Annotated in this window: 19 protein-coding genes; 13 read left to right on the forward strand and 6 right to left on the reverse strand. The window is 42.0% G+C overall.

The features are described 5' to 3' along the window. Window positions 1-448: 448 nt before the first annotated feature. The 5 genes from FTU46_RS09140 to FTU46_RS09160 all read left to right on the forward strand — a co-directional run bounded on the left by FTU46_RS09140 (window position 449) and on the right by FTU46_RS09160 (window position 4,969). Window positions 449-832, forward strand: coding sequence for a prepilin-type N-terminal cleavage/methylation domain-containing protein (locus FTU46_RS09140; RefSeq protein WP_159123753.1), 384 nt, complete (start codon window positions 449-451; stop codon window positions 830-832). Between the two features lie 442 nt (window positions 833-1,274). Beyond that, window positions 1,275-3,263 (forward strand): transketolase, encoded by a 1,989-nt coding sequence (gene tkt, locus FTU46_RS09145; protein WP_180104821.1) that lies wholly within the window; start codon window positions 1,275-1,277, stop codon window positions 3,261-3,263. 135 nt (window positions 3,264-3,398) lie between these two features. Continuing rightward, entirely contained in the window at window positions 3,399-3,614 is a 216-nt protein-coding gene (locus FTU46_RS09150; protein WP_004786275.1) for a hypothetical protein, read from the forward strand. Between the two features lie 182 nt (window positions 3,615-3,796). Further along, on the forward strand, window positions 3,797-4,252 hold the full coding sequence (locus tag FTU46_RS09155) for a GNAT family N-acetyltransferase (RefSeq protein WP_180104822.1): 456 nt from the start codon (window positions 3,797-3,799) through the stop codon (window positions 4,250-4,252). 129 nt (window positions 4,253-4,381) lie between these two features. Beyond that, entirely contained in the window at window positions 4,382-4,969 is a 588-nt protein-coding gene (locus FTU46_RS09160) for a YceI family protein (protein ID WP_180104823.1), read from the forward strand. A 47-nt stretch (window positions 4,970-5,016) separates the two neighbouring features. Here the strand turns inward: FTU46_RS09160 and FTU46_RS09165 are convergent, their stop codons facing one another. After that, window positions 5,017-5,733 carry a glutamine amidotransferase gene (locus tag FTU46_RS09165; RefSeq protein ID WP_180104824.1) on the reverse strand — a complete coding sequence of 239 codons (717 nt, stop codon included), beginning with the start codon at window positions 5,731-5,733 and terminating at the stop codon, window positions 5,017-5,019. A 225-nt stretch (window positions 5,734-5,958) separates the two neighbouring features. Between FTU46_RS09165 and yfcF the strand changes: the two genes are divergently transcribed. After that, window positions 5,959-6,606, forward strand: a complete 648-nt coding sequence (yfcF, locus tag FTU46_RS09170; RefSeq protein ID WP_180104825.1) for a glutathione transferase — start codon at window positions 5,959-5,961, stop codon at window positions 6,604-6,606. Window positions 6,607-6,805: 199 nt separating this feature from the next. Beyond that, the gene (locus FTU46_RS09175; RefSeq protein ID WP_180104826.1) at window positions 6,806-7,747 is read left to right on the forward strand and encodes a cation diffusion facilitator family transporter; all 942 of its coding nucleotides are present in this window, start codon (window positions 6,806-6,808) and stop codon (window positions 7,745-7,747) included. 55 nt (window positions 7,748-7,802) lie between these two features. Here FTU46_RS09175 and FTU46_RS09180 read toward each other — a convergent pair whose 3' ends face one another. The 5 genes from FTU46_RS09180 to FTU46_RS09200 form a co-directional block, all read right to left on the reverse strand. Further along, window positions 7,803-8,780 (reverse strand): fatty acid desaturase family protein, encoded by a 978-nt coding sequence (locus FTU46_RS09180; protein ID WP_180104827.1) that lies wholly within the window; start codon window positions 8,778-8,780, stop codon window positions 7,803-7,805. A gap of 94 nt (window positions 8,781-8,874) precedes the next feature. Further along, entirely contained in the window at window positions 8,875-9,663 is a 789-nt protein-coding gene (locus FTU46_RS09185) for a PaaX family transcriptional regulator C-terminal domain-containing protein (protein WP_125279313.1), read from the reverse strand. A gap of 381 nt (window positions 9,664-10,044) precedes the next feature. Further along, complete coding sequence (locus FTU46_RS09190; RefSeq protein WP_180104828.1) at window positions 10,045-11,757, reverse strand: electron transfer flavoprotein-ubiquinone oxidoreductase; 1,713 nt, start codon at window positions 11,755-11,757, stop codon at window positions 10,045-10,047. Window positions 11,758-11,871: 114 nt separating this feature from the next. Beyond that, on the reverse strand, window positions 11,872-13,113 hold the full coding sequence (locus FTU46_RS09195; RefSeq protein ID WP_125279311.1) for an MFS transporter: 1,242 nt from the start codon (window positions 13,111-13,113) through the stop codon (window positions 11,872-11,874). A 57-nt stretch (window positions 13,114-13,170) separates the two neighbouring features. Beyond that, on the reverse strand, window positions 13,171-14,325 hold the full coding sequence (locus tag FTU46_RS09200) for an acyl-CoA dehydrogenase family protein (protein ID WP_180104829.1): 1,155 nt from the start codon (window positions 14,323-14,325) through the stop codon (window positions 13,171-13,173). 307 nt (window positions 14,326-14,632) lie between these two features. Here FTU46_RS09200 and FTU46_RS09205 point away from each other — a divergent pair, with 307 nt between their 5' ends. From FTU46_RS09205 to FTU46_RS09230, 6 genes are all read left to right on the forward strand, one after another. Then, window positions 14,633-15,412, forward strand: a complete 780-nt coding sequence (locus tag FTU46_RS09205; protein ID WP_004786253.1) for an enoyl-CoA hydratase — start codon at window positions 14,633-14,635, stop codon at window positions 15,410-15,412. Between the two features lie 3 nt (window positions 15,413-15,415). After that, complete coding sequence (locus FTU46_RS09210) at window positions 15,416-16,933, forward strand: 3-hydroxyacyl-CoA dehydrogenase (RefSeq protein ID WP_180104830.1); 1,518 nt, start codon at window positions 15,416-15,418, stop codon at window positions 16,931-16,933. 12 nt (window positions 16,934-16,945) lie between these two features. Further along, the gene (locus tag FTU46_RS09215) at window positions 16,946-18,148 is read left to right on the forward strand and encodes a 3-oxoadipyl-CoA thiolase (RefSeq protein ID WP_159122796.1); all 1,203 of its coding nucleotides are present in this window, start codon (window positions 16,946-16,948) and stop codon (window positions 18,146-18,148) included. A 15-nt stretch (window positions 18,149-18,163) separates the two neighbouring features. Beyond that, complete coding sequence (locus tag FTU46_RS09220) at window positions 18,164-19,381, forward strand: CaiB/BaiF CoA-transferase family protein (RefSeq protein ID WP_180018191.1); 1,218 nt, start codon at window positions 18,164-18,166, stop codon at window positions 19,379-19,381. 130 nt (window positions 19,382-19,511) lie between these two features. Further along, window positions 19,512-20,363, forward strand: coding sequence for an IclR family transcriptional regulator (locus tag FTU46_RS09225; RefSeq protein ID WP_125279305.1), 852 nt, complete (start codon window positions 19,512-19,514; stop codon window positions 20,361-20,363). A gap of 667 nt (window positions 20,364-21,030) precedes the next feature. After that, on the forward strand, window positions 21,031-21,843 hold an 813-nt coding region (locus FTU46_RS09230; RefSeq protein WP_180104831.1), incomplete at its 3' end, for a BapA prefix-like domain-containing protein.

Consider the following 21,843-nt stretch of genomic DNA (forward strand, 5'->3'; position numbering starts at 1 on the left):
GACCCGATATGTTACATCGACTTGTGCTCTAGGACTAGCGCAACTCGACAAAATTGCACGAAATTGTTTCAAATTATTGTGCTTTTATTTGATTATTGGAATTAAAAAAACTGATATGCCTAATTAAACAGCAGGCTAGATTCATTTAATAAACTTAATAAATAGTCTGTGAATTGATAAGAGACGCTAATTAAGCAGTGATATTTCCAAACAAATTTGCAGAACTAAATACTAAGAAAAATATAAAAATTAGAGTGTTTAAAATATCAAGGAAAGTGATCATTCTATTAATAACTTAAGGCGGGTGTATTGATCATACGACAGACAGCCTTGCTGCAAATAGTACGACTCTGCATAGTAGCTTCAAGCCTTCAGAAACCGCCTGTCAGGAAGTGGCGAAATCTTTTGGTATGGACTTGTTTAAAAGACTGTACGGAGATGGAAAAGCATGTATCAAAAGGCGTTTACCTTGATTGAAGTCATGATTGTACTCACAATTATTGCCATTCTGGCGACAGTAGCAGGCATGAGTTATCACAGTTATGTCGTGCGAAGCCAACTAGCAGAGGTTTTTGAGCAGGCAGGTAGCTATCGAACTCAATTTATTGCCTCTGATGGTCACTGTGATGCAGGCCGTCAAATTGGCAGCGGAACCCAATATATTGAAAAAGTCGTGATCAATGCAGCTTGCCGGATTGAATTTAAGCTACGGCAGGATGGGATAGATACGGCAATCCGTGGCAAATCCATCGCCTTTGATGTCTATGGCGGCAGTTGTTCTTCGAGCGATATCAGTCAGCGTTATTTACCTAAAGAGTGTCGAGGACAATGATTTTCGTGGTATCGACTAGCCTGATTGAACTTCAACCTTTATCTTTTCATGTCTGATGATCTTGGGCAGACATTAGATATTCACATATGCATTTTTATGGACTGGAAAAAGATCACTTATTTAAGTCTGGATCTTCTGTTTTGACTCCTAGCTGGAGGTATCCTGAAGAGGAATTCAACATATTGTAAAAGTTTAATTTATAAAAAATAGTTAAGAATAATCCCAGATTTATCATCTTATTAGAATTTAACTTAGACTCTAGTCAATCAATGCACCTTAAAAGTGCAGAATATTTATCCGATAGGTAAATACAAGATCAATAAATTGATAAATATTGTAGGCTAGTCTTTACCCCTCGCTGTTTTTTTAAGACAATAGACGGCAGTTTTGAAAGTCTTTTCATCATTTCCTATTTCTTCTGAATTTATTTGGACGCTGATTTATGACAACCCCGCTTAATGAACGTCGTATTGCAAACGCAATTCGTGTATTGGCAATGGATGCTGTGCAAAAAGCAAACTCAGGACATCCAGGTGCTCCAATGGGGATGGCAGATATCGCTGATGTGGTTTGGCGTGAATTCTTAAACCATAACCCAACAAATCCGAATTGGGCTAACCGTGACCGTTTCGTATTGTCGAATGGCCATGGCTCTATGCTTCAATACGCACTTCTTCATTTAACGGGCTATGATCTTTCAATTGAAGATCTTAAAGCATTCCGTCAACTTCATTCTAAAACTCCAGGTCACCCAGAATTGGGCTATGCACCGGGTATTGAAACAACCACTGGCCCATTAGGCCAAGGTATCGCAAATGCTGTTGGTTTTGCACTGGCTGAAAAAACTTTAGCAGCGCAATTCAACAAGGAAGATATTAAAGTTGTAGATCACTACACTTACTGCTTCCTGGGCGATGGCTGCTTGATGGAAGGTGTTTCTCACGAAGCATGTTCTTTGGCAGGTACTTTAGGTCTAGGCAAGCTGATTGCTTACTATGACGACAACGGCATTTCGATTGACGGTGAAGTTGAAGGCTGGTTCTCTGACGATACAGAACAACGCTTCAAGTCTTATGGCTGGCAAGTGATCAAAGTTGACGGTCATGATGCTGATGCAATCCGTCAAGCGACTGTTGAAGCAAAAGCTGAAGCGAACAAACCAACCATCATCATGTGTAAAACAGTGATTGGTTTAGGTTCACCAAACAAACAGGGTAAAGAAGACTGTCACGGTGCACCTTTGGGTAATGACGAAATCGTATTGACTCGTGAAGCGCTTGGCTGGTCAGACGAAGCATTTGTCATTCCTGAGGATGTATACGCAGCTTGGGATGCCAAAGAAAAAGGTTCACAAGCTGAAGCAGCATGGAACGAAACTTTTGCCGCTTATGCAGCAAAATATCCAACAGAAGCGGCAGAATTAAAACGTCGTCTTTCTGGTGATCTTCCAGCTGACTTCGTTGCAAAAGCAGATGCTTACATCGCTGAAGTAAATGTGAAAGAAGAAACCATTGCAACACGTAAAGCGAGCCAAAACACGTTACAAGCACTTGTACCTTCATTACCAGAAGTACTAGGTGGTTCTGCTGACCTTGCAGGTTCTAACCTGACACTTTGGAAAGGTGCACAAGGCGTACAGGACAATCCAGCAGGTAACTATGTTCATTACGGCGTACGTGAATTTGGTATGACTGCGATTGCCAATGGTGTAGCATTGCATGGCGGTTTCATTCCTTATGTAGCAACATTCCTGATGTTTATGGAATATGCACGTAATGCAGTACGTATGTCTGCGCTGATGAAACAACGTGTGATTCATGTCTACACTCACGATTCAATCGGTCTGGGTGAAGATGGTCCTACACACCAGCCAATCGAACAAATCGCATCTTTACGTGGTACACCAAACCTGAATACATGGCGTCCATGTGACACCGTTGAAGCAGCGATTTCCTGGAAATCTGCTTTGATGCGTTCAGAAGGTCCAACAGCGTTGATCTTCTCTCGTCAAAACCTGCCATTCCAATCTCGTACTCAAGCACAAATTGAGAATGTAGCGAAAGGTGGTTATGTTCTGGCTGAAGAAAAAGGCGAATTGAAAGCGATCATCATTGCGACTGGGTCTGAAGTTTCTCTTGCAATGGAAGCTTATGCACAGCTTGAAGGTGTACGTGTAGTTTCTATGCCATGTGCTGAAGAGTTCGTGAAACAGGATGCTGCGTATCGCGAAGCGGTTCTTCCTTCAAATATTCGTGCACGTGTAGCAGTTGAAGCTGCACATGTGGATTACTGGTGGAAATTTGTAGGTCTGGATGGACGTGTGATCGGCATGACCACTTATGGCGAATCTGCACCTGCTAAAGACCTGTTTAAACACTTCGGCATTACAACTGAAGCTGTTGTAGCAGCTGTAAAAGAGATTACTGCTTAATCAACTGATTAAGTCGTTTTTTAAGGGCGCCCCAGTTTTGGGGCGTCTTTTGTTTTTCCGCTTTCTAGCCTTGTTTTCATGTGGCAACCGCTAAAAAGTGTTCTCCCATAATTGAAATGAAAGAGTGAGATAAACATGAGCTTGTATGAACAAATTAGTGATGAAATTACTTTAATGGATGCAGGCGAGCAGAAATGGATCGGGCAGGATCTACCCCTTGAAGCAATGGTTGCGGTTGAGCTATTACTTCAGGAAATGGCTGAAGAAAAAATCATTAAAGTACGTCGCAAGAACCATGAAAAGCATTCTGGTTTGAAACAGGTGGATCGTATTCTGGTTGAAAAACTTTAACAGAAAATACTAAAAGTCCCTGAATGGGGCTTTTTTTATGTCGGATGATTTCCTCTGACAGTTGCTTATGAACATTAGATGAGATAAATCTAAGTTCGTGCCATCATAAAAACCTAATGACTCATATCGTAAATAATTGACTTAAAGATAATTAAAGACATAAACCAAAGAAGTTACTCAATATGGAAATATCATCCCAGATCCAGATCAAATCTCTAGAGCAAATATCACAGCCAGAATGGCTATTTTTATGGCAAGACTATCAACGCTTTTATCAGACCCAAATTTCGGATGAGGTAAGTAAAAATACTTGGGATAAATTAACCAATTATGAGCTAGATTCAATGTACGGTTTTGCGGCGCTGATGGATGGAAAGGTCGTTGGGATTGTGCATGTCATCGAACATAACAGTAGCTGGACAGTAAGACCTTATGCCTATTTGCAGGATCTATTTACCCATCCGGACTATCGCGGACAAGGCGTGGCGCGCAAGCTGATTCAACATGTCTATCAGGTCGCGCAGCAGCGTAATTGCGACCGGGTTTACTGGCTGACTCAGGAATCAAACCATCAGGCACAAGCGTTGTATAACAAAGTCGCCAAGAAAACAGGATTCATTCAGTACCGTATGGATTAAAGCTCAAAAATTAAAAAAATAACTTACAATTTTATCGTTTCATCGCTGCAACAAAACGTTTTATCTTTAGGGCTGTAAACGGTTCCAGATTCTATACACTTAATAACATCCAAAACGTGAGATAAAAACATGAATTTCAAAACATTAGCATTAGGCTTGGCGATCGCATCTGTAGCAACAGTTTCTATGGCAAAACCAGTGGCCTATACGATTGACCCGACTCATTCAGCAACTGTTTTCTCTTGGAGCCACTTTGGTTTCTCTACGCCATCTGCAAACTTCAGTGACATCCAAGGCACCATTAATGTTGATAATGAAAAACCTGCGAATTCTTCGGTCAATGTGAACATCCCGGTTGCAAGCATTAATACGAATGTGAAAGCACTGGATGACCATATTAAGACAGCAGAATTTTTTGATGTTGCCAAATATCCGAATATTACTTTTAAAAGTACTAAAGTTCAGGCTTTAGGCAAAAACAAATATAAAATCACCGGCAACTTAACCGTGAAAGATGTCACTAAACCTGTGGTACTGGATGCAGTTTTAAATAAACAAGGCGTACATCCAATGACTAAATTACAAACGATTGGTTTCAATGCAACCACTTCATTTAACCGTTCAGCCTTTGGGGTAGGCGGTTATGTTCCAAATGTGGGCGATAAAATTACAGTAAACATTACTACCGAGGCTTCTGTACCTGCTCCGAAAAAGTAAGAGTGACAAATTAAAAAAGCACCCAATTGGGTGCTTTTTTATTACGGTTATTTAAGTTGCAGGTTTTCTAAATAATGCATCAATACCGAACTGGCTGCCTGTTCAAGCGCGGGCGCATAGCGTTGATGATCCGCCCGCAAGGTGAGGATATTGATTTGGGCTTTGCGTAACTCACAGGTATGTCCAATCAGCCATTTCTCTAAACTTTCACTGGATACTTCAGCATGGAATTGTAGTGCTAGAATATTCTGTCCTACCCGAAAGGCCTGATTTGGATAAAGATCAGAGCTGGCCAGCAATTCAGCCTGTTCAGGCAGATTAAAAGTATCGCCGTGCCAATGTAGCACTTCAATATTTTCCAAGGCTTGTAGTGGATTATTCTCAGCGACTGGAAGAGTAAGCTTAGACCAGCCAATTTCTTTTCTATGTCCTGCATAGACTTTAGCACCGAGTGCATGAGCCATGAGTTGAGCACCCAGACAAATACCTAAAGTAGGTAAATTCTTTTCTAAACGCACTTTAAGTAAGTCTATTTCTTGTTGTAAGAAAGGGTAGTCCTCCGTTTCATAAACACCAATTGGACCCCCTAAAATAATTGTCAGACCTTTATATTCATACGCTTTACGCAGGTCATCAATACCGGCTTCAAAATAGCGAACACGTAATCCCAACTGATAAAATACATCTTCCCAGGCACCTAGGTCTTCAAAAGCCAGATGTTGAATGGCATATACGGTATCGGGGAAGTGATCAAGGTTCAGCATAGCAGTCAGGTCTAAATGGAAAATATTTATTTAACGTTATTCTGCAAAAAATTAGAAGTCTTTTTAATCCGGTGATTTAGCCTTAGGTAGGTGATTCATCCGAATCGGCAATCCTATGTAAGACTATAACTCCGCTTTGTATCAATATGCAGCGATATTTTCCTTTTCTATAAAAAAGGCGTTAGAGTAGAAAGCAGTGGATAATCATAAGAGGCAGGATAAAAAATGCACAATATCTGCTTATATGTCGATAAAAAACGTATCAGTCCTTATGCCATGTCGGTTTATGTGGCTCTAAAAGAGAAAGGACTCAACTTTCAGGAAAAAATGATTGATCTGGATCTGCTGGAACAGCAATCTTCAGCTTATCGTAAAATTTGTCCGAGTGGCAAAGTTCCTTGTCTGATCATTGATGATTTTCATTTATTTGAATCGTGGGCGATTACTGAATACCTGGAAGATGCTTTTCCGGCACCGGATTATCCTGCTTTATATCCTGCAGAGATGAAAGCCAGAGCAAAATGTCGCGCCGTTCAGGCTTTGATTAAAACTGATTTTTCCTCTATCCGGCAGGATATGCTTTCAACTTCGATCTTTGTTCCACCTAAAAGGCCTTTAATCGCATCGGCTGAAACCATGCAGGATATTCAGCGCTTACTGGCAATCACAGAAATTTTAGTTGAAGAGTTGTGGCTCACCGAACAATGGTCAATTGCAGACTTTGATCTAGCCTTTATGCTGCATCGTCTGCTTAGTCATGATGTTGAGCTTCCCGAAAAGATTCAGGCCTATATCCAGCGTAATTTTCAGCGATCTTCAGTGCAGTCCTGGATTTTGGAAAATGAAAAATTGAAGACTCATTCTGAGTTCTGACTCTATGTCCGGTATAGAGAGGTCAATTTAATAATTTAAGTACTAAGTTTGCTTAATAGATAGACATGGATATTTTAAAAGAGAGCCAAGTTATACAAAAAATTTCTTAAATATCAGCAGAGCAAGCGTAGTATAGAAAGTATAGGTAATAAGAAGTAGCTAAAACTTAGAATCAAATTCAAATGAAAAGGAGTATAAGGTGGGTGGATCACATCATCATGATCATAGTCATGTAGAAGTTAGTGCCAAGAATGCCAAAAAACTGTCCATCGCCTTAGCCCTGACGACAGCCTTTTTAATTGTAGAAGTTATTGCCGGTTTTATGACTCAGAGTCTGGCCTTGCTTTCTGATGCAGCACATATGTTTACCGATGCCGCTGCATTGGCGATTGCACTGGCTGCGATTAAGATCGGGCAAAAACCCGCAGATGATAAACGTACCTTTGGCTACCAGCGATTTGAAATTCTGGCAGCTTTGTTTAATGCGATTATGCTATTTCTGGTGGCGATGTATATCTTGTTCGAAGCTTACCAGCGCCTGAGCCATCCCCCTGAAATTGAAAGTCTGGGCATGTTGATTGTTGCCATACTTGGACTGGTCATTAACCTGATCTCCATGAAAATTCTGGTTTCTAGCAGTCAGGAAAGCTTGAATATTAAAGGGGCTTATCTGGAAGTACTGAGTGATGCACTGGGTTCGGTGGGTGTCATTATTGGCGCAATCATCATCTATTTCAGCGGCTGGATGTGGATCGATACCGTGATTGCAGTCATGATCGGATTCTGGGTCATTCCACGGACATGGATTTTATTGAAACAGAGCATCAATATTCTGCTGGAAGGGGTTCCCGATGAAATCGATATTGAAAAACTGCGCCATGACCTACTGGCGCTAGACGGTGTTGAAGATATTCATCAGCTAAAAGTCTGGGCGATTACTTCCAAGAAAGTCATGCTGACCGTTCATCTGGTTGCGCCAGAAGTTGACTATAAAAAGTTGCATCAGGAGGCGTTTGAGATGTTGCATCATGAACATCACATTACCGAGATGACATTACAAATTGAAGCAGAAGATTGTCCCCCAGAACAGCATCGGCAATCAGCCCATTCGCATGAGCATAAGGAAAGCCATCAACATTAAGTTTAAAAAATTTTGCCATCACACTTAATGTATTTTTAAACTTCGATCTTTTATTTTAGCCTTTTAATAATGAAACAATTACATCTTTATAACTCGGTGGCGCTTTCACGTAATCGCGCTCTCGCAACATCTGATGCATTTTGGGCAGATTTTGATGCGGAACAGAGGCTATTAAATGATGTTCAATATGATAATTTACATGAATCGGTGCAACGAAAGCCCGCGCTAGCCAGCCTGCATGGGTGGTACGGGTATTAGTCAGTGCAGAATGGCTGGTTTCCAGGCCTGCATGTTCAGCCATTGCCCGTATACGGATAAACAGTGGGAAAGGAGTGATATAAGCTAACGGCCATAATAAATAAAGTTTTGGATGACCGCTGGCCCAAAGTGCGGAAAATAGGGCAGCATTGGAAATCAGCATGCCCGAGCTATTTTTTAACAGATTCTTTGCCAGTTCCAAGTTACTGCGATTACCACGAGGAATTGGTTTCGGATCATTGGAAACACTCCATTCCAGAAGTTCTAAATCCATCAAGACTCGGCCAGCCAGAAATTTTAGGCCGGATTGACCATTTAAATCTCTAAAGAATTTTCTAAATAATGATTGTTTAGTAATTGGAAAGTTTTTCACCAAACCTAAATCTGGATCATCAGGTTGAGAGGTGCGGGCATGATGTTTCAAATGATAAGGACGATATTTACCGACCTCATTCCAGATCGGACGGGCGCACAACCAGTCAGTGAAGTGTGTGTTTAGCCACTTGGTTTTAAACAGACTGTGGTGTGAGGCATCGTGCATTAAAATGGCCATAGCCAGCTGACGACCTGCCAGAATGGCTAATGCCAAGGCACATATCAATATTTTTCCCCAGACTGGTAAATATTCCCAGCTATAAGCGACTGTGCCAAAGGTCAAAACAATCACAGCCCAAGTTGAGCCTACTGCCAGAGCCCCCTGTAAGTCGGATGGGGTGGTCAGCTCTTTGATTTCTTCACGGCTAAATAGCTCTGTGACACTCACTTTACTGTTCATTATTTTGCCTTGATTTAGTTCTTGTATTTCTTGTCACTATATTTGAATTAAAATATTACAGTCAATTTATTTTTGTGAGTGTATAGGAAATAAATTATACGCCTTGCTGCTGAAAATATTGCTGCCATAACTGCTGGCCTTGTTCTTCCATACGCCGTACAGCCAGTTCAAATTTTTGTCGGGCTGGAGCGTCTAGCCATTCTTCAGGCAATAGCGGATCTGCACGCAGACTAAATACAGCAGATTTTGCCAGATAAAAGGCAGTTTTAGCTGATTCAGCCAAGGATAACTGTTGATGGTTTTCAAACCATTGTTCAATTTCCTGACTGATATTCAAATAAGTTTGATGCAGGCCATGAATATCCCAAAGTGCAGATACATGAGTGTGCTGATCGATCTCGCTGACCTGAAAAAATCGTGCGCCTTGATCCAGACCAAACTTGACGGCTGCTGATTTAAGCTCGTTCAAACTGAGTTGTAAATTATCCGGGCGGATAAACACATTCTGTTCCAGTTCCTGAAATCCATAATAACGCAGGGCTTTTTCCCGTTTAGATAAGGCCGTACGATCTACTCGTCCCAACGCACCGGTATAAACCAGAATGTATTTGCCATCCCAAGCCGTAGCAGTCTGCATATTAGGATGTTTGTTCAGGCTGATAAAAGAAGTATCAAATTTTTTTTCAATTAACTGATAAATGCCGCGTTCTACTGACTGAATGATCTGATCCTGATTGAGTCGTGCGACTGCAACCCGCAAGCTGTTGTCAGAGATTCCTAATAAATCTGCTGCACATAACATCTGTTTGATGCTAACAGTAGAGTTATGTGAGGCATAGAGCAGGTCTAACACCAGATGTCGGGCATTCAGTTTATAAGTCATGAAACTAGATCGTGATTAGAAAATGAGAAATTGGAAACTTTTTGTACAATAGCATTTTGAATAGGAAGAACCAAAGAGGAATACGACTAAAGTGTTTGTATATTCAGGCAATTAATTTTAATTAAAGACAACGTATATGGATAAAAATGACTAGATAAGGTGTTGGTTCTCTACTGAGGCACAGTATTTCACAGTCAATAAGCTGGTCTAAGCAGCAAGTCAGCGAAAAAGACGTGAATCTGTTTTTATTCTTGATTATTTTTAATCCCAGCTCCCTAGGGAACTGGGATTACCTAAAAAATTAAAGTGAAGTGTTAGTTATAACTGCTTCAAAATTGGGTATATGAACAAGAAAAAGATTTCTTACTCACACAAATTACCCTACATATTCGGGTAATTCGGACCACCGCCACCTTCCGGTGTTACCCAGGTGATATTCTGAGATGGATCTTTGATGTCACAGGTCTTGCAGTGTACACAGTTCGCTGCATTGATCTGGAAGCGTTTTGAACCGTCATCATTTTCCATGATTTCATACACACCTGCCGGGCAGTAGCGCTGTGCAGGCTCATCCCATTTCGGTAAGTTGACATCTACCGGAATCGAAGCATCGGTCAGTTTCAAATGTGCCAGCTGGTTTTCTTCATGTACCGTGTTCGATACAAACACAGAAGACAGACGGTCAAAGGTTAGCTTACCATCCGGTTTTGGATAGTTCGGCTTGAAGTTTACTGCATCGACTGTTTTCAGAGTTTTAAAGTCTGGCATCAGGTCATGCAGGGTAAATGGTACTTTAAACACGTTCTGGTCGATGAAGTTGAATGCACCACCCATCCATTGACCGAACTTGTGCATTGCTGGGCCAAAGTTACGCGCGCTGTACAGCTCTTCTTTCAACCAGCTGTTGTTGAACTTGTCTGTATAAGTAGTCAGTTCTTTAACAAAGAAGTCTTCGCCTTCAGTCACACGGGCAATCGCCAGATCACCGCCTTTTTCTACACCGGCAGCAATCGCTTCAAATACCGCTTCACCACACAACATGCCGGATTTCATGGCAGTGTGTGAGCCTTTGATCTTGGCAAAGTTCAGGAAGCCGGCATCATCACCAATGAGTGAGCCACCCGGGAAGGTAAATTTCGGCAGGGAGTTAAAACCACCTTTGGTTACGGCACGCGCACCATAAGAAATACGTTTACCGCCTTCCAGATACTGTTTGATCAGTGGATGGGTTTTCCAGCGCTGCATTTCCATGAATGGATACATGTGTGGATTTTCATAAGAAAGATCCACGATCATGCCTAATGTCACCTGGTTGTTTTCAGCATGGTATAACCACCAGCCGCCTGACGAACCAGTTTCAGATAAAGGCCAGCCGGCACCGTGCATTACCAGACCTGGTTTATGTTTGGCAGGATCGATTTCCCAGAGTTCTTTAATGCCGATCCCGTAGTGCTGCGGATCAGCATCTTTGTCCAGATTGAATTTTTGGATCAGGCGTTTACCTAAATGACCGCGGCAGCCTTCAGCAAAGATGGTGTATTTGGCATGCAACTCATAACCTGGCGCAAAGTTATGTGTCGGTTCGCCATCTTTGCCAATACCCATGTCACCGGTTTGGATACCTTTCACCGTACCATCTTCATGATACAGAATTTCTGAAGCAGCAAAGCCCGGGAAGATCGATACTTCCAGTTCTTCGGCTTTCTGGCCTAACCAGCGCACTACATTACCGAGTGAGATGACATAGTTGCCATCATTGTGCATGGTTTTCGGCACCATCCAGTGCGGTGCTTCTTGTGATTTTTCATCTGAAAGAAGGAAGAAAGTTTTGTCTTCTGTCACTGGCACATTTAAAGGTGCACCTTCTTCTTTCCAGTTCGGGAATAGTTCGTTCATGGCACGTGGTTCAAGCACAGCACCTGAAAGAATATGTGCACCGACTTCGGATCCTTTTTCTACGACACAAACGGACAGATCATTTAAATTGTTTTCAATTGCAAGTTGACGGATTTTGATTGCAGCAGACAGGCCGGCAGGGCCCGCACCTACGATCACAACGTCAAACTCCATCGATTCTCTAGAAATATCTTCCATAATAAGAAACCCTGTTTCGCTTAGCGGTATTTTACCACAGTGAAAAAGTTTTTAAATAGAAAGTTGGGAATTGATTATGAAAAAAGCCTCCTAGGAGGCTTTTTCTAAAACGGATTAAGATTTTTGAGGATCGTAGAGTTTTTCTTTGATGAACAGGGCAGGAAGCAGACCACAGATAAAGTATGCAGCACCCATTACTAAGAAGCCAAGACCGATCGAACCGCCTGTTGCCAGATAACCAATCGTAGCTGGGGCAATTGCCGCACCTAAACGACCGACGTTATATGCACCACCAATTGCTGTACCACGTACATTGGTTGGGAAGCTTTCAGTCATATATGTTGCATTCACACCATATGGAATACCATATAGGAAACCGAAGATCACCAATAAGTACAGGATATTGTCTGGTGAGTTATAGAATACGATCAGTGGCAGGAAGATCGCAGTACCAATTGCACCGAAGGCATAAGTAAAACGACGTCCGAATTTATCTGCCATTAAGCCTGCAAGGATTTTACCTAGAATCATCGCAGTATACGTACCCACCATGTAGGCAGTCATTTCCTTGAACTTCATACCGAGTTCACTTTCAAGGTATGTCGGCATCCAGTTGTTAACGCCATAGTAACCAAACTGAAGGAAACCGGCAGTCAAAGCCCATAAGATAAACATGTTACGGTTTTTCTTATCTTGGAAAATCAGCTTCCAGGTCGACTCAGCAGGTTTGTCAGTCACTTCAACTTTCTTGAAGCGGTTTTCTTGCCATGCCGCTGGTTCTGGTACCAGAATGTGCATCAAAATAGCCAAGGCAATTGGAATCGCAGCTACATAGAACAGCATGCGCCAGCCGTGATCTGGAATTAACCAGCCCGCAAGCAAGGTCGCAACGATATAGCCAACTGTCCAGCCAGCCTGTAATGTACCTAAAACAGTTGTACGATATTTAGTTGGCACGTACTCAGCCATTAAAGTATTCGATGCAATATACAAAGAACCCAAGCCAAGAGAAGCGAAGAAACGTAATGCACCAAATTGAGCAAAGCTTTGGGTAAAACCAAGACCACAAGTCAATGCCGAAAATAAAAGGATTGAGACAACGACGGTACGTACACGACCGAATTTATCACAAGCCCACCCTCCGAATATACCTCCAACTGCCATACCTGCAAGGGTAAAGCTTCCGAGCATCCCAGCTTCCACAGAGGTTAGGCCAAATTCAGCTTTAATACTGTTTAAGCTGTAGGAAAGCAGCATTAAATCCGCACCATCGACCAGCAGGGCGAGGAATGCAAAGATAAATGCGATTTTCCAGGTATTTGGGCCAATTTTTGAAATTGTATTCGTTATAGCCATCATCCATTACCTATAAAAAAGGCCTGATCGCAAGGAGAGTTGATCAGGCCAAACTTGTTACTGAGTCGCCTCGCGAATCATATTGCGCGCAATAATGACTTGCTGGATCTGCGTGGTTCCTTCATAAAGACGGAATAAACGCACATCGCGGTAGAAGCGCTCAATTGCATATTCACTGATGTAGCCCGCGCCACCATGGATTTGCACACCACGGTCAGCGACACGGCCACACATTTCTGTTGCAAACATTTTTGCGCATGATGCTTCAGTACTTACATTCTGGCCGGCATCACGACGACGCGCTGCATCAAGCACCATGCATTTCGCTGCATAAATTTCAGCTTTAGAATCTGCCAGCATGCCCTGGATCAGCTGGAAGTTGGCAATCGCCTGACCGAACTGCTTACGTTCAACGGCATATTGCAATGAATCTTCCAGCATACGGGTTGCAGCACCCACGCTCAGTGCAGCAATGTGGATACGGCCCTTATCCAGAACCTTCATCGCAGTTTTAAAGCCAACGCCTTCTACACCGCCAATCAAAGCTGATGCAGGGATACGGCAGTTTTCAAAGATCACGTCACAGGTATGTGCGCCTTTCTGGCCCATTTTCTTGTCACGTTTACCCAGTGAAATACCTGGCAATTTACTGTCAACGATGAACGCTGAAATAGCTGCAGCACCTTTTAATTCAGGATTGGTACGTGCCATTACTGTGAATACACCCGCATGTGGGGCATTGGTAATGAAACGCTTGGTACCATTCAGAATGTACTCATCACCATCTTTTACAGCAGTAGTTTTAAGCGACGCTGCATCAGAACCAGAATCCGGTTCAGTCAGACAGAACGAGCCAATGATTTCACCGCTGGCAAGTTTTGGCAGGAAGTGCTGTTTTTGCTCTTCAGTACCATCGATGATCAGGCCAGATGCGCCGATACCGTTATTCGTACCAATCAATGAGCGGAAAGCAGGGGAAGTACGGCCTAGTTCAAAAGCGATATAGACTTCTTCTTCCATGGTCAGGCCAAGACCGTCATATTCTTCAGGAATGGTTAAACCAAATAAGCCCAACTCTTTCATTTGTTGCACGATTTCTGTAGGAATTTCATCCGTTTCTGCAACAATTTCTTCATTTGGGATTAATACGCCTTCTACAAACTGGCGAATCATATCTACCAACTGGTCTAAGGTTTCCTGATCACGAATCATGTCCTAACTCCGTATCTAGGATTTCGTTCTGTCCACATCTTGTCCAATGTGAATAAAAACTCATCACTAAGCTAAATTTATGCGGATACTAATTAAAATTAAAACAAGGATCAATATATACGAAATTATATTTTGCTGTGCGATATTTATGTTTTGCTATAAAATTGGATTTAAATAATTGATTTGGTTTGATTAATGCTATTTTTAAGGCGTTATAAAATATTTTTTGTTCAAATTTGAATAGTTTACTTTGAACGAAATTTATGTATATTGTTAATTAAATACCGCTGTGCGAAATGAGAAGATTATGGAAAGCACTGAAATTTTAAAATTGACTGTACAGGAAGATGGCGTCGCGATTGTTCAAATCCATCGCCCGGAAGCACGTAATGCCTTGAACCTGGAATTACGTCAGCAACTCTCTGAAGCATTTCAATACCTTTCAAAATTAGATGCTGTAAAAGCCATTGTTTTGACCGGCGGTGAAAAGGTTTTTGCTGCGGGAGCAGACATTAAAGATTTCACTACTGCAACCACAGCACAAATGTATTTACGCCATACTGAACAGTACTGGCAAAGTATTACTGACTGTCCGAAACCGATTATTGCGGCTGTGAATGGTTATGCACTCGGTGGTGGCTGTGAACTGGCCATGCATGCCGACATCATCATTGCCGGTGAAAATGCCAAATTTGGTCAGCCTGAAGTAAAACTGGGCTTGATGCCGGGTGCAGGTGGAACACAACGTTTACTGCGTGCGATTGGTAAATATCAAACCATGCTTTGGGTACTCACCGGTAAACTGGTGAAAGCTGCTGAAGCTGAGCGTATGGGCTTGGTTTCTGAAGTCGTGGAAGATGAAAATACTATTACGCATGCCATTGAAATTGCTCAAACCATTGCGTCTTTCTCTCCAATTGCAGTGCAGCAAATTAAAGAAGTGACCAATCTTGGCCAAGATCAATCTTTACAAGGTGCTTTGGCATTGGAACGTAAAGCTTTCCAGATTTTATTTGATACCAAAGATCAGAAAGAAGGCGTGAATGCGTTCTTTGAAAAACGTCCTGCACAATACACTGGAGAATAAGACATGACCATTCAATCTATGGCGCTCATTGGTACTGGTGTAATGGGCATGGGTATCGCGCAAATCGCAGCCCAGGCAGGTCTGGAAGTGCGCTTATTCGATGCCAAAGCAGGTGCGGCAGAAGCAGGTTTGGCTAAACTTAAAGCTACGCTTGAAAAGCTGCAAGCCAAAGGTAAATTTACTGAAGAAGTTCTGAATGCAACTCTGGCACGTTTCAAAATCCTGAATAGCATTGAAGAAGTGGTTGGTGTTGATCTGGTGGTTGAAGCCATCATCGAAAATCTGGACATCAAGCAAGGTTTATTTAAACAGCTGGAATCCATTGTTTCACCAGAGACCATTCTGGCCACCAATACCTCATCGCTTTCAGTGACTGCGATTGCTTCCAATCTTGAGCATCAAGGTCGTATGGCGGGATTCCACTTCTTTAATCCAGTGCCCTTGATGAAAATTGTCGAAGTGATTGCTGGCCTAGCAACAGATGAACAGGTCGTTGCAGATCTACTCGAACTGGCACAACATATGGGTCACTTTGGTGTGCGTACCAAAGACACGCCAGGATTCATTGTCAATCACGCGGGTCGTGCTTATGGTACTGAAGCACTAAAAATCCTGGGTGAAGGTGTAGCTTCTGTTTCTGAAATCGACCGTATTCTGCGTGAAGGTGCCGGTTTCCGTATGGGACCACTGGAATTATTTGACTTGACTGCACTGGATGTTTCTCATCCGGTAATGGAATCGATTTTCAACCAGTATTATCAGGAAGACCGTTACCGTCCAAGCGCTTTAACCCGTCAAATGCTGGCTGGTAAAAAAGTCGGTCGTAAAGTCGGTGAAGGTTTCTATAAGTATCAGGATGGTCAAAAGACTAATGAAGCTCCGGCTCAGATTGCGCCTGAAGTAACTGAATTCAGCCCGGTCTGGATCAAAGCAGATCTTGAACAGGATGCCAGTATCTTGCGTGACTATATCCGTGAGCAAGGTCTGGTTATCGACAGTGCAGAAACTCCGGCAGCTGACAGTCTGATTCTATTGGCCACTTATGGTGAAGACACCACGACTGCAGCGCTTCGTTTTGATGTCGATGCGACTCGTGCAATCAGCATCGATATGCTGACTGATTTTGCCAAGCACCGTACCATCATGCCTTCGATTGCAACTCAAAAAGCCTATATCGACCAGGCACATGCATTGTTTGCTAAAAATGGTCATGGCGTATCGGTAATTGCTGAAAGTATTGGCTTTGTCGCACAGCGCGTATTGGCAATGGTCGTGAATCTGGCTTGTGATATTGCCCAACAACAAATCGCAACTGCAGCCGATATCGATAAAGCAGTAAAACTTGGTCTGGGCTACCCACATGGACCAATTTCATGGGGTGATGTTTTGGGCGCAGAACGTATCCTGTTGATCCTGGAACGTATCCTGACAAATACCGGTGACCAGCGTTACCGTCCAAGTCCATGGGTACAACGCCGTGCCCGTTTAAAACTTTCTCTTCTTCACACTGCAGCAGTTTAAGGAATCAAACTCATGTTAAATGCATATATTTATGATGGATTACGTACGCCATTTGGTCGTCATGCAGGTAGCCTGGCAAAGGTTCGTCCAGATGATCTTGCTGCACATGTGATTAAGGCACTGGTAGAGAAGCATAATTTAGCTGCTGATATTTTTGATGATGTAATTCTGGGTAATACCAATCAGGCGGGTGAAGACAGTCGTAACATTGCACGTCATGCAACGTTATTAGCGGGTCTGGATGTGAAAACGCCAGCACAAACTGTGAACCGTCTATGTGCTTCAGGTTTAGCAGCGGTGATTGATGCAGCTCGTGCGATTACTTGTAATGAAGGGGATATCTTCCTTGCAGGTGGTGTCGAGTCGATGTCTCGTGCACCGTTTGTCTTTGCCAAATCTGAAACACCATTTAGCCGTGATTTTAAAGTATTCGATTCAACCATCGGCGCACGTTTTCCGAACCCTGCCATTGAAAAACAGTTCGGCAATGACACCATGCCGCAAACTGGCGATAATGTAGCAGTAGAATACGGTGTAACCCGTGAAGATGCAGACCAGTTTGCTGCAGCATCACAAGCCAAATATGAAGCAGCTAAACAGGCAGGTTTCTTTGCTGACGAGATCGTGGGTGTTGAAGTGCCTCAAGGCCGTAAATTACCAGCAAAATTGGTCGATCAAGACGAACATCCACGTCCATCTTCTAACTTGGAAGCGCTACAGAAACTACGTCCACTGTTTGAAGGCGGTGTAGTGACTGCGGGTAATGCTTCTGGTGTCAATGATGGTGCAGCAGCGCTAATCATTGGTTCTGAAGCCGCTCAGGAAAAACTGGGCATCCAGCCAATGGCGAAAATCATCGCTTCAGCGGCTGCGGGTATTGAACCACGTATTATGGGCGCCGGTCCGGTTGATGCGATCAAACTAGCATTAAAACGTGCCAACTTGACGTTGGATGACATGGATATCATTGAAATCAATGAAGCATTCGCATCACAAGTTTTAGCATGCTTAAAAGGTCTGGGTGTGGCATTTGATGATGCTCGTGTGAACCCGAATGGTGGTGCGATTGCAGTTGGGCATCCACTCGGTGCTTCAGGTGCTCGTTTAGTGCTCAGCACCGCTCGTGAATTGCAGCGCAGCGGCAAAAAATATGCTGTGATTAGTCTGTGTATCGGTGTGGGCCAAGGTCTGGCACTGGTCATCGAACGCGTATAAACAAAGGAAAAACACATGGGTGCATTAGAGGGTATTCGCGTACTGGATTTAAGTCGCGTACTTGCAGGTCCTTGGTGTGGTCAAATCCTCGCGGATTTAGGCGCTGAAGTGATTAAAGTTGAACGTCCTAAAACGGGTGATGATACCCGTATGTGGGGACCACCTTGGATGAAAAATGACCATGGTGAAAATACACGTGAAGCGGCGTACTACCAGTCAGCCAACCGTAATAAAATGTCAGTTGCGATTGATATTTCAACGCCTGAAGGTCAGGAACTGGTCAAAGCACTGGCTGCTGATTCAGATGTGGTGATTGAAAATTACAAAGCGGGTTCATTGAAAAAATACGGTCTGGATTATGAAAGCCTCAGCGCGATTAATCCGAAACTGGTGTATTGCTCAATTACTGGCTTTGGTCAAACTGGCCCTCGTGCACCTGAACCAGGTTATGACTTTATCATCCAGGGGATGGGCGGTTTAATGTCTGTCACTGGTGAGAAAGATGACTTACCAGGTGGTGGACCACAAAAAGTTGGCGTGGCTTTTGCGGATTTGACGACGGGTTTGTATTCAACCATCGCTATTCAGGCTGCTTTGCTGAATCGTCATGTGACTGGCCTGGGTCAGCATATTGATATGGCACTGTTGGATGTGCAGGTTGCTTTGCTGGCAAACCAAGGGATGAACTACCTGGCTTCAGGTAAAATTCCAGGTCGTTATGGTAATGCGCATGCCAATATTGTGCCTTATCAAGTGTTCCGCGCTGCCGACCAAGACTTCATTATTGCCTGTGGTAATGACAAGCAATTTGTTGCCTTGAGCGCTGCAATTGGTTTGCCTGATTTACCGCAAGATCCACGTTTTGTGACCAATGCACTGCGTATTCAGCATCGTGCAGAAATCACAGAGCTGCTAGCCAAACATTTCTTAAGCAATACTGCGAAGCATTGGGTAGAAGCAATTCATGCAGTGAAAGTTCCGGTAGGCCTGATTAATAACCTTGAACAAGCTTTCCAGGAACCACAAGTGCAAGCGCGTAATATGCTGGTTGAGATCCCCCATCCGTTAAAAGAAAAATTAACGGTGATTGGCTCACCAATTAAATTATCGCGTACACCAGTGGAATATCGTAAAGCACCACCAATGTTAGGTGAGCATACGAATGAAATTCTTTCACGTGTCGTGGATGAGGAAAAACTGGAGGCCCTAAAAGCTCAAGGTATTGTTGGTTAATAAACAAGAAAACCCATAAGTCCAATAAAGAAGCAACTTAATCAAAGTTGCTTCTTTGCTATATACAAGATAATTATTTATAATTTCGCAATGCGAAACACTTATTATGAATTTGAAGGACGGTGAAGACATGTCTGATGATGTACCTGAAACCGATCAGTCGGAAGAAAAATTAATTGCGCCTTTGCGCCATGAGTTATTGCATCCGATCGAAGATATGCAGGATGAAAATGACCGTCAATTTATTACAGCTTTAGCACGTGGTCTGGAGTTACTGCGCTGCTTTAGTCCAAAACATCAGCACCTGGGTAATCAGGAGCTGTCACAAATGACAGGTTTGCCTAAACCGACGATTACCCGTTTGACCCATACTTTGTCCCGTTTAGGATATTTAAAGCAGGTTCCGAATTCGAGCAAGTTTCAGCTCTCAGTCGGCGTACTGTCTTTTGGTTATTCGATGCTGTCGAATTTATCCTTGCGATCGGTTGCTCATCCATTAATGAAAAATCTGGCAGACTATGCTGAGGCAGCCGTTGCAATGGCGACCCGCGACCGTTTGAACATGATTTATCTGGATGTGGTGCAGGGCAAAGGCAATGTCACCATGCGTCGTCAGGTAGGAACCCATTTGCCGATTCATTTAAGTTCAATGGGGCGTGCCTGTCTGGCTGCAATGCCAGAAGATGAGCGTGATTTTCTGCTTGATGCGATTCGCCGTAAACATGTTGAAGAATGGCCACAGATCCAAAAAAATCTGGAGAAGTCATTTAAAGACTATCAGGAATATGGTTTCTGCTTTTCAATCGGTGAATGGCATAAGGATGTGAATTCGGTTGCAGTTCCTTTTGTCCATGAACAGCATGGTCTACTGGTGTTTAACTGCGGCGGTCCAAGTTTTCTGCTCAATGAAGAGAAAATCAAAAATGATATTGCACCACGTTTATTACATATGGTGAACAATATTAGAAATGAATTAGGTTAGAACCTTATAGTTTAGATATTACTGAATTTTTAATTTAAGAGCAGGTTATAACGTTAAATACCCGCTCTTATTTTTTACAGGATATAGTGATTAGATTCTTGAGATAAATACTTAATATTAATTTTTAATGATCAGACTCTATAAATATAAAAGTAAAGCAAACCAATAAAAAATAGTTTAAGAAAATCTTAAATATTAATTTAAAAATATTAAATAATTTAGGTGTGATCTATTTTAATCAGAGATATCTTTCAGAGTGGTGCTTAATATCTTTGTTTTAATAAATTAACTGTTTTTCAATGTGAAGTTTACATTAAAAGTAATAAAAATAAATTTTTAGAAATAAATACTTTCCAAATCTAGAAAAGTAAAAAAACATAAATTTTATAAGATTAAATATAATTTATTTGAATGTAATTTTTTAAAAAAACTAAATATTTTAACTTTATGAGTCTTATTAAACTATGTAAAACAATAACTTAATTTTATTTTATATAAAACTATCAATGAATGATTAGCTATTGTTAAAAAAGTGATAGTTAAACCAGAAATGATTATTATTATCTGTAAAATTATATTGTAAAAAAGTAAAGTAATTGCTTGAAAAATGTTTTTAATAAATCTTTAATTAATACCAACTGTTTCAGTGGGTTTTTAGGGGTTTTCTATGCAGGTTCAAATTATTTCAAAAGCAGGCGGTAATAATCGATTAATAAAAGAGTATCTGGAAAAAATAGAACTCAACACAGATTCTGTAGTTCTAGTAGATGTAAAAGTCGAAGATATAGAAAAAATAGAATATATAAACAACCAAGCAGTAATCACTTTAAAAAATGGCGAAAAAATATTAGTTGATCAATTTAATCCGGAAAAGAGTTCATTAGTTTTTAGAAATGAACAATCGGAAATGTTCTTATTTAACTTTGATAGTGTTAGTTATAACCCTTTAAATGAACTTGAATCATTACTTTATAAAGGTTCTGAAAATTTCTTTCTTGATCTTTTACCATGGGGGGCGGGTGCAGTGGCAGTTGGTATATTAACTGCTGATAGCTCTGGTAATTCAATGGGTTATCGTGCCGTAGTAAATGAAAACGACAAGGACAATAACGGTCTGTCTGATGCCAAAGAAGCAGAGCTAAAAGATCTGATTGATGAAGCCTTGGCGAAAAAACCATCGGATTACACCGCTGAATCATGGACAGAAGTCCAGAATGCCCTGAAAGATGCAGTAGGTACGACTCCTGAAAATGACGCTGCATTAGATGAGCTGATCTCTAGTCTGGAAACCGCGATTAATGGTCTGATAACAGTTACGCCACCAGTTGTGAATGAGAATGACCAGAATGACAACGGTCTGTCTGATGCCAAAGAAGCAGAGCTAAAAGATCTGATTGATGAAGCCTTGGCGAAAAAACCATCGGATTACACCGCTGAATCATGGACAGAAGTCCAGAATGCCCTGAAAGATGCAGTAGGT

The organism is Acinetobacter sp. YH12108, assembly GCF_013419055.1.
Lineage (GTDB): Bacteria > Pseudomonadota > Gammaproteobacteria > Pseudomonadales > Moraxellaceae > Acinetobacter.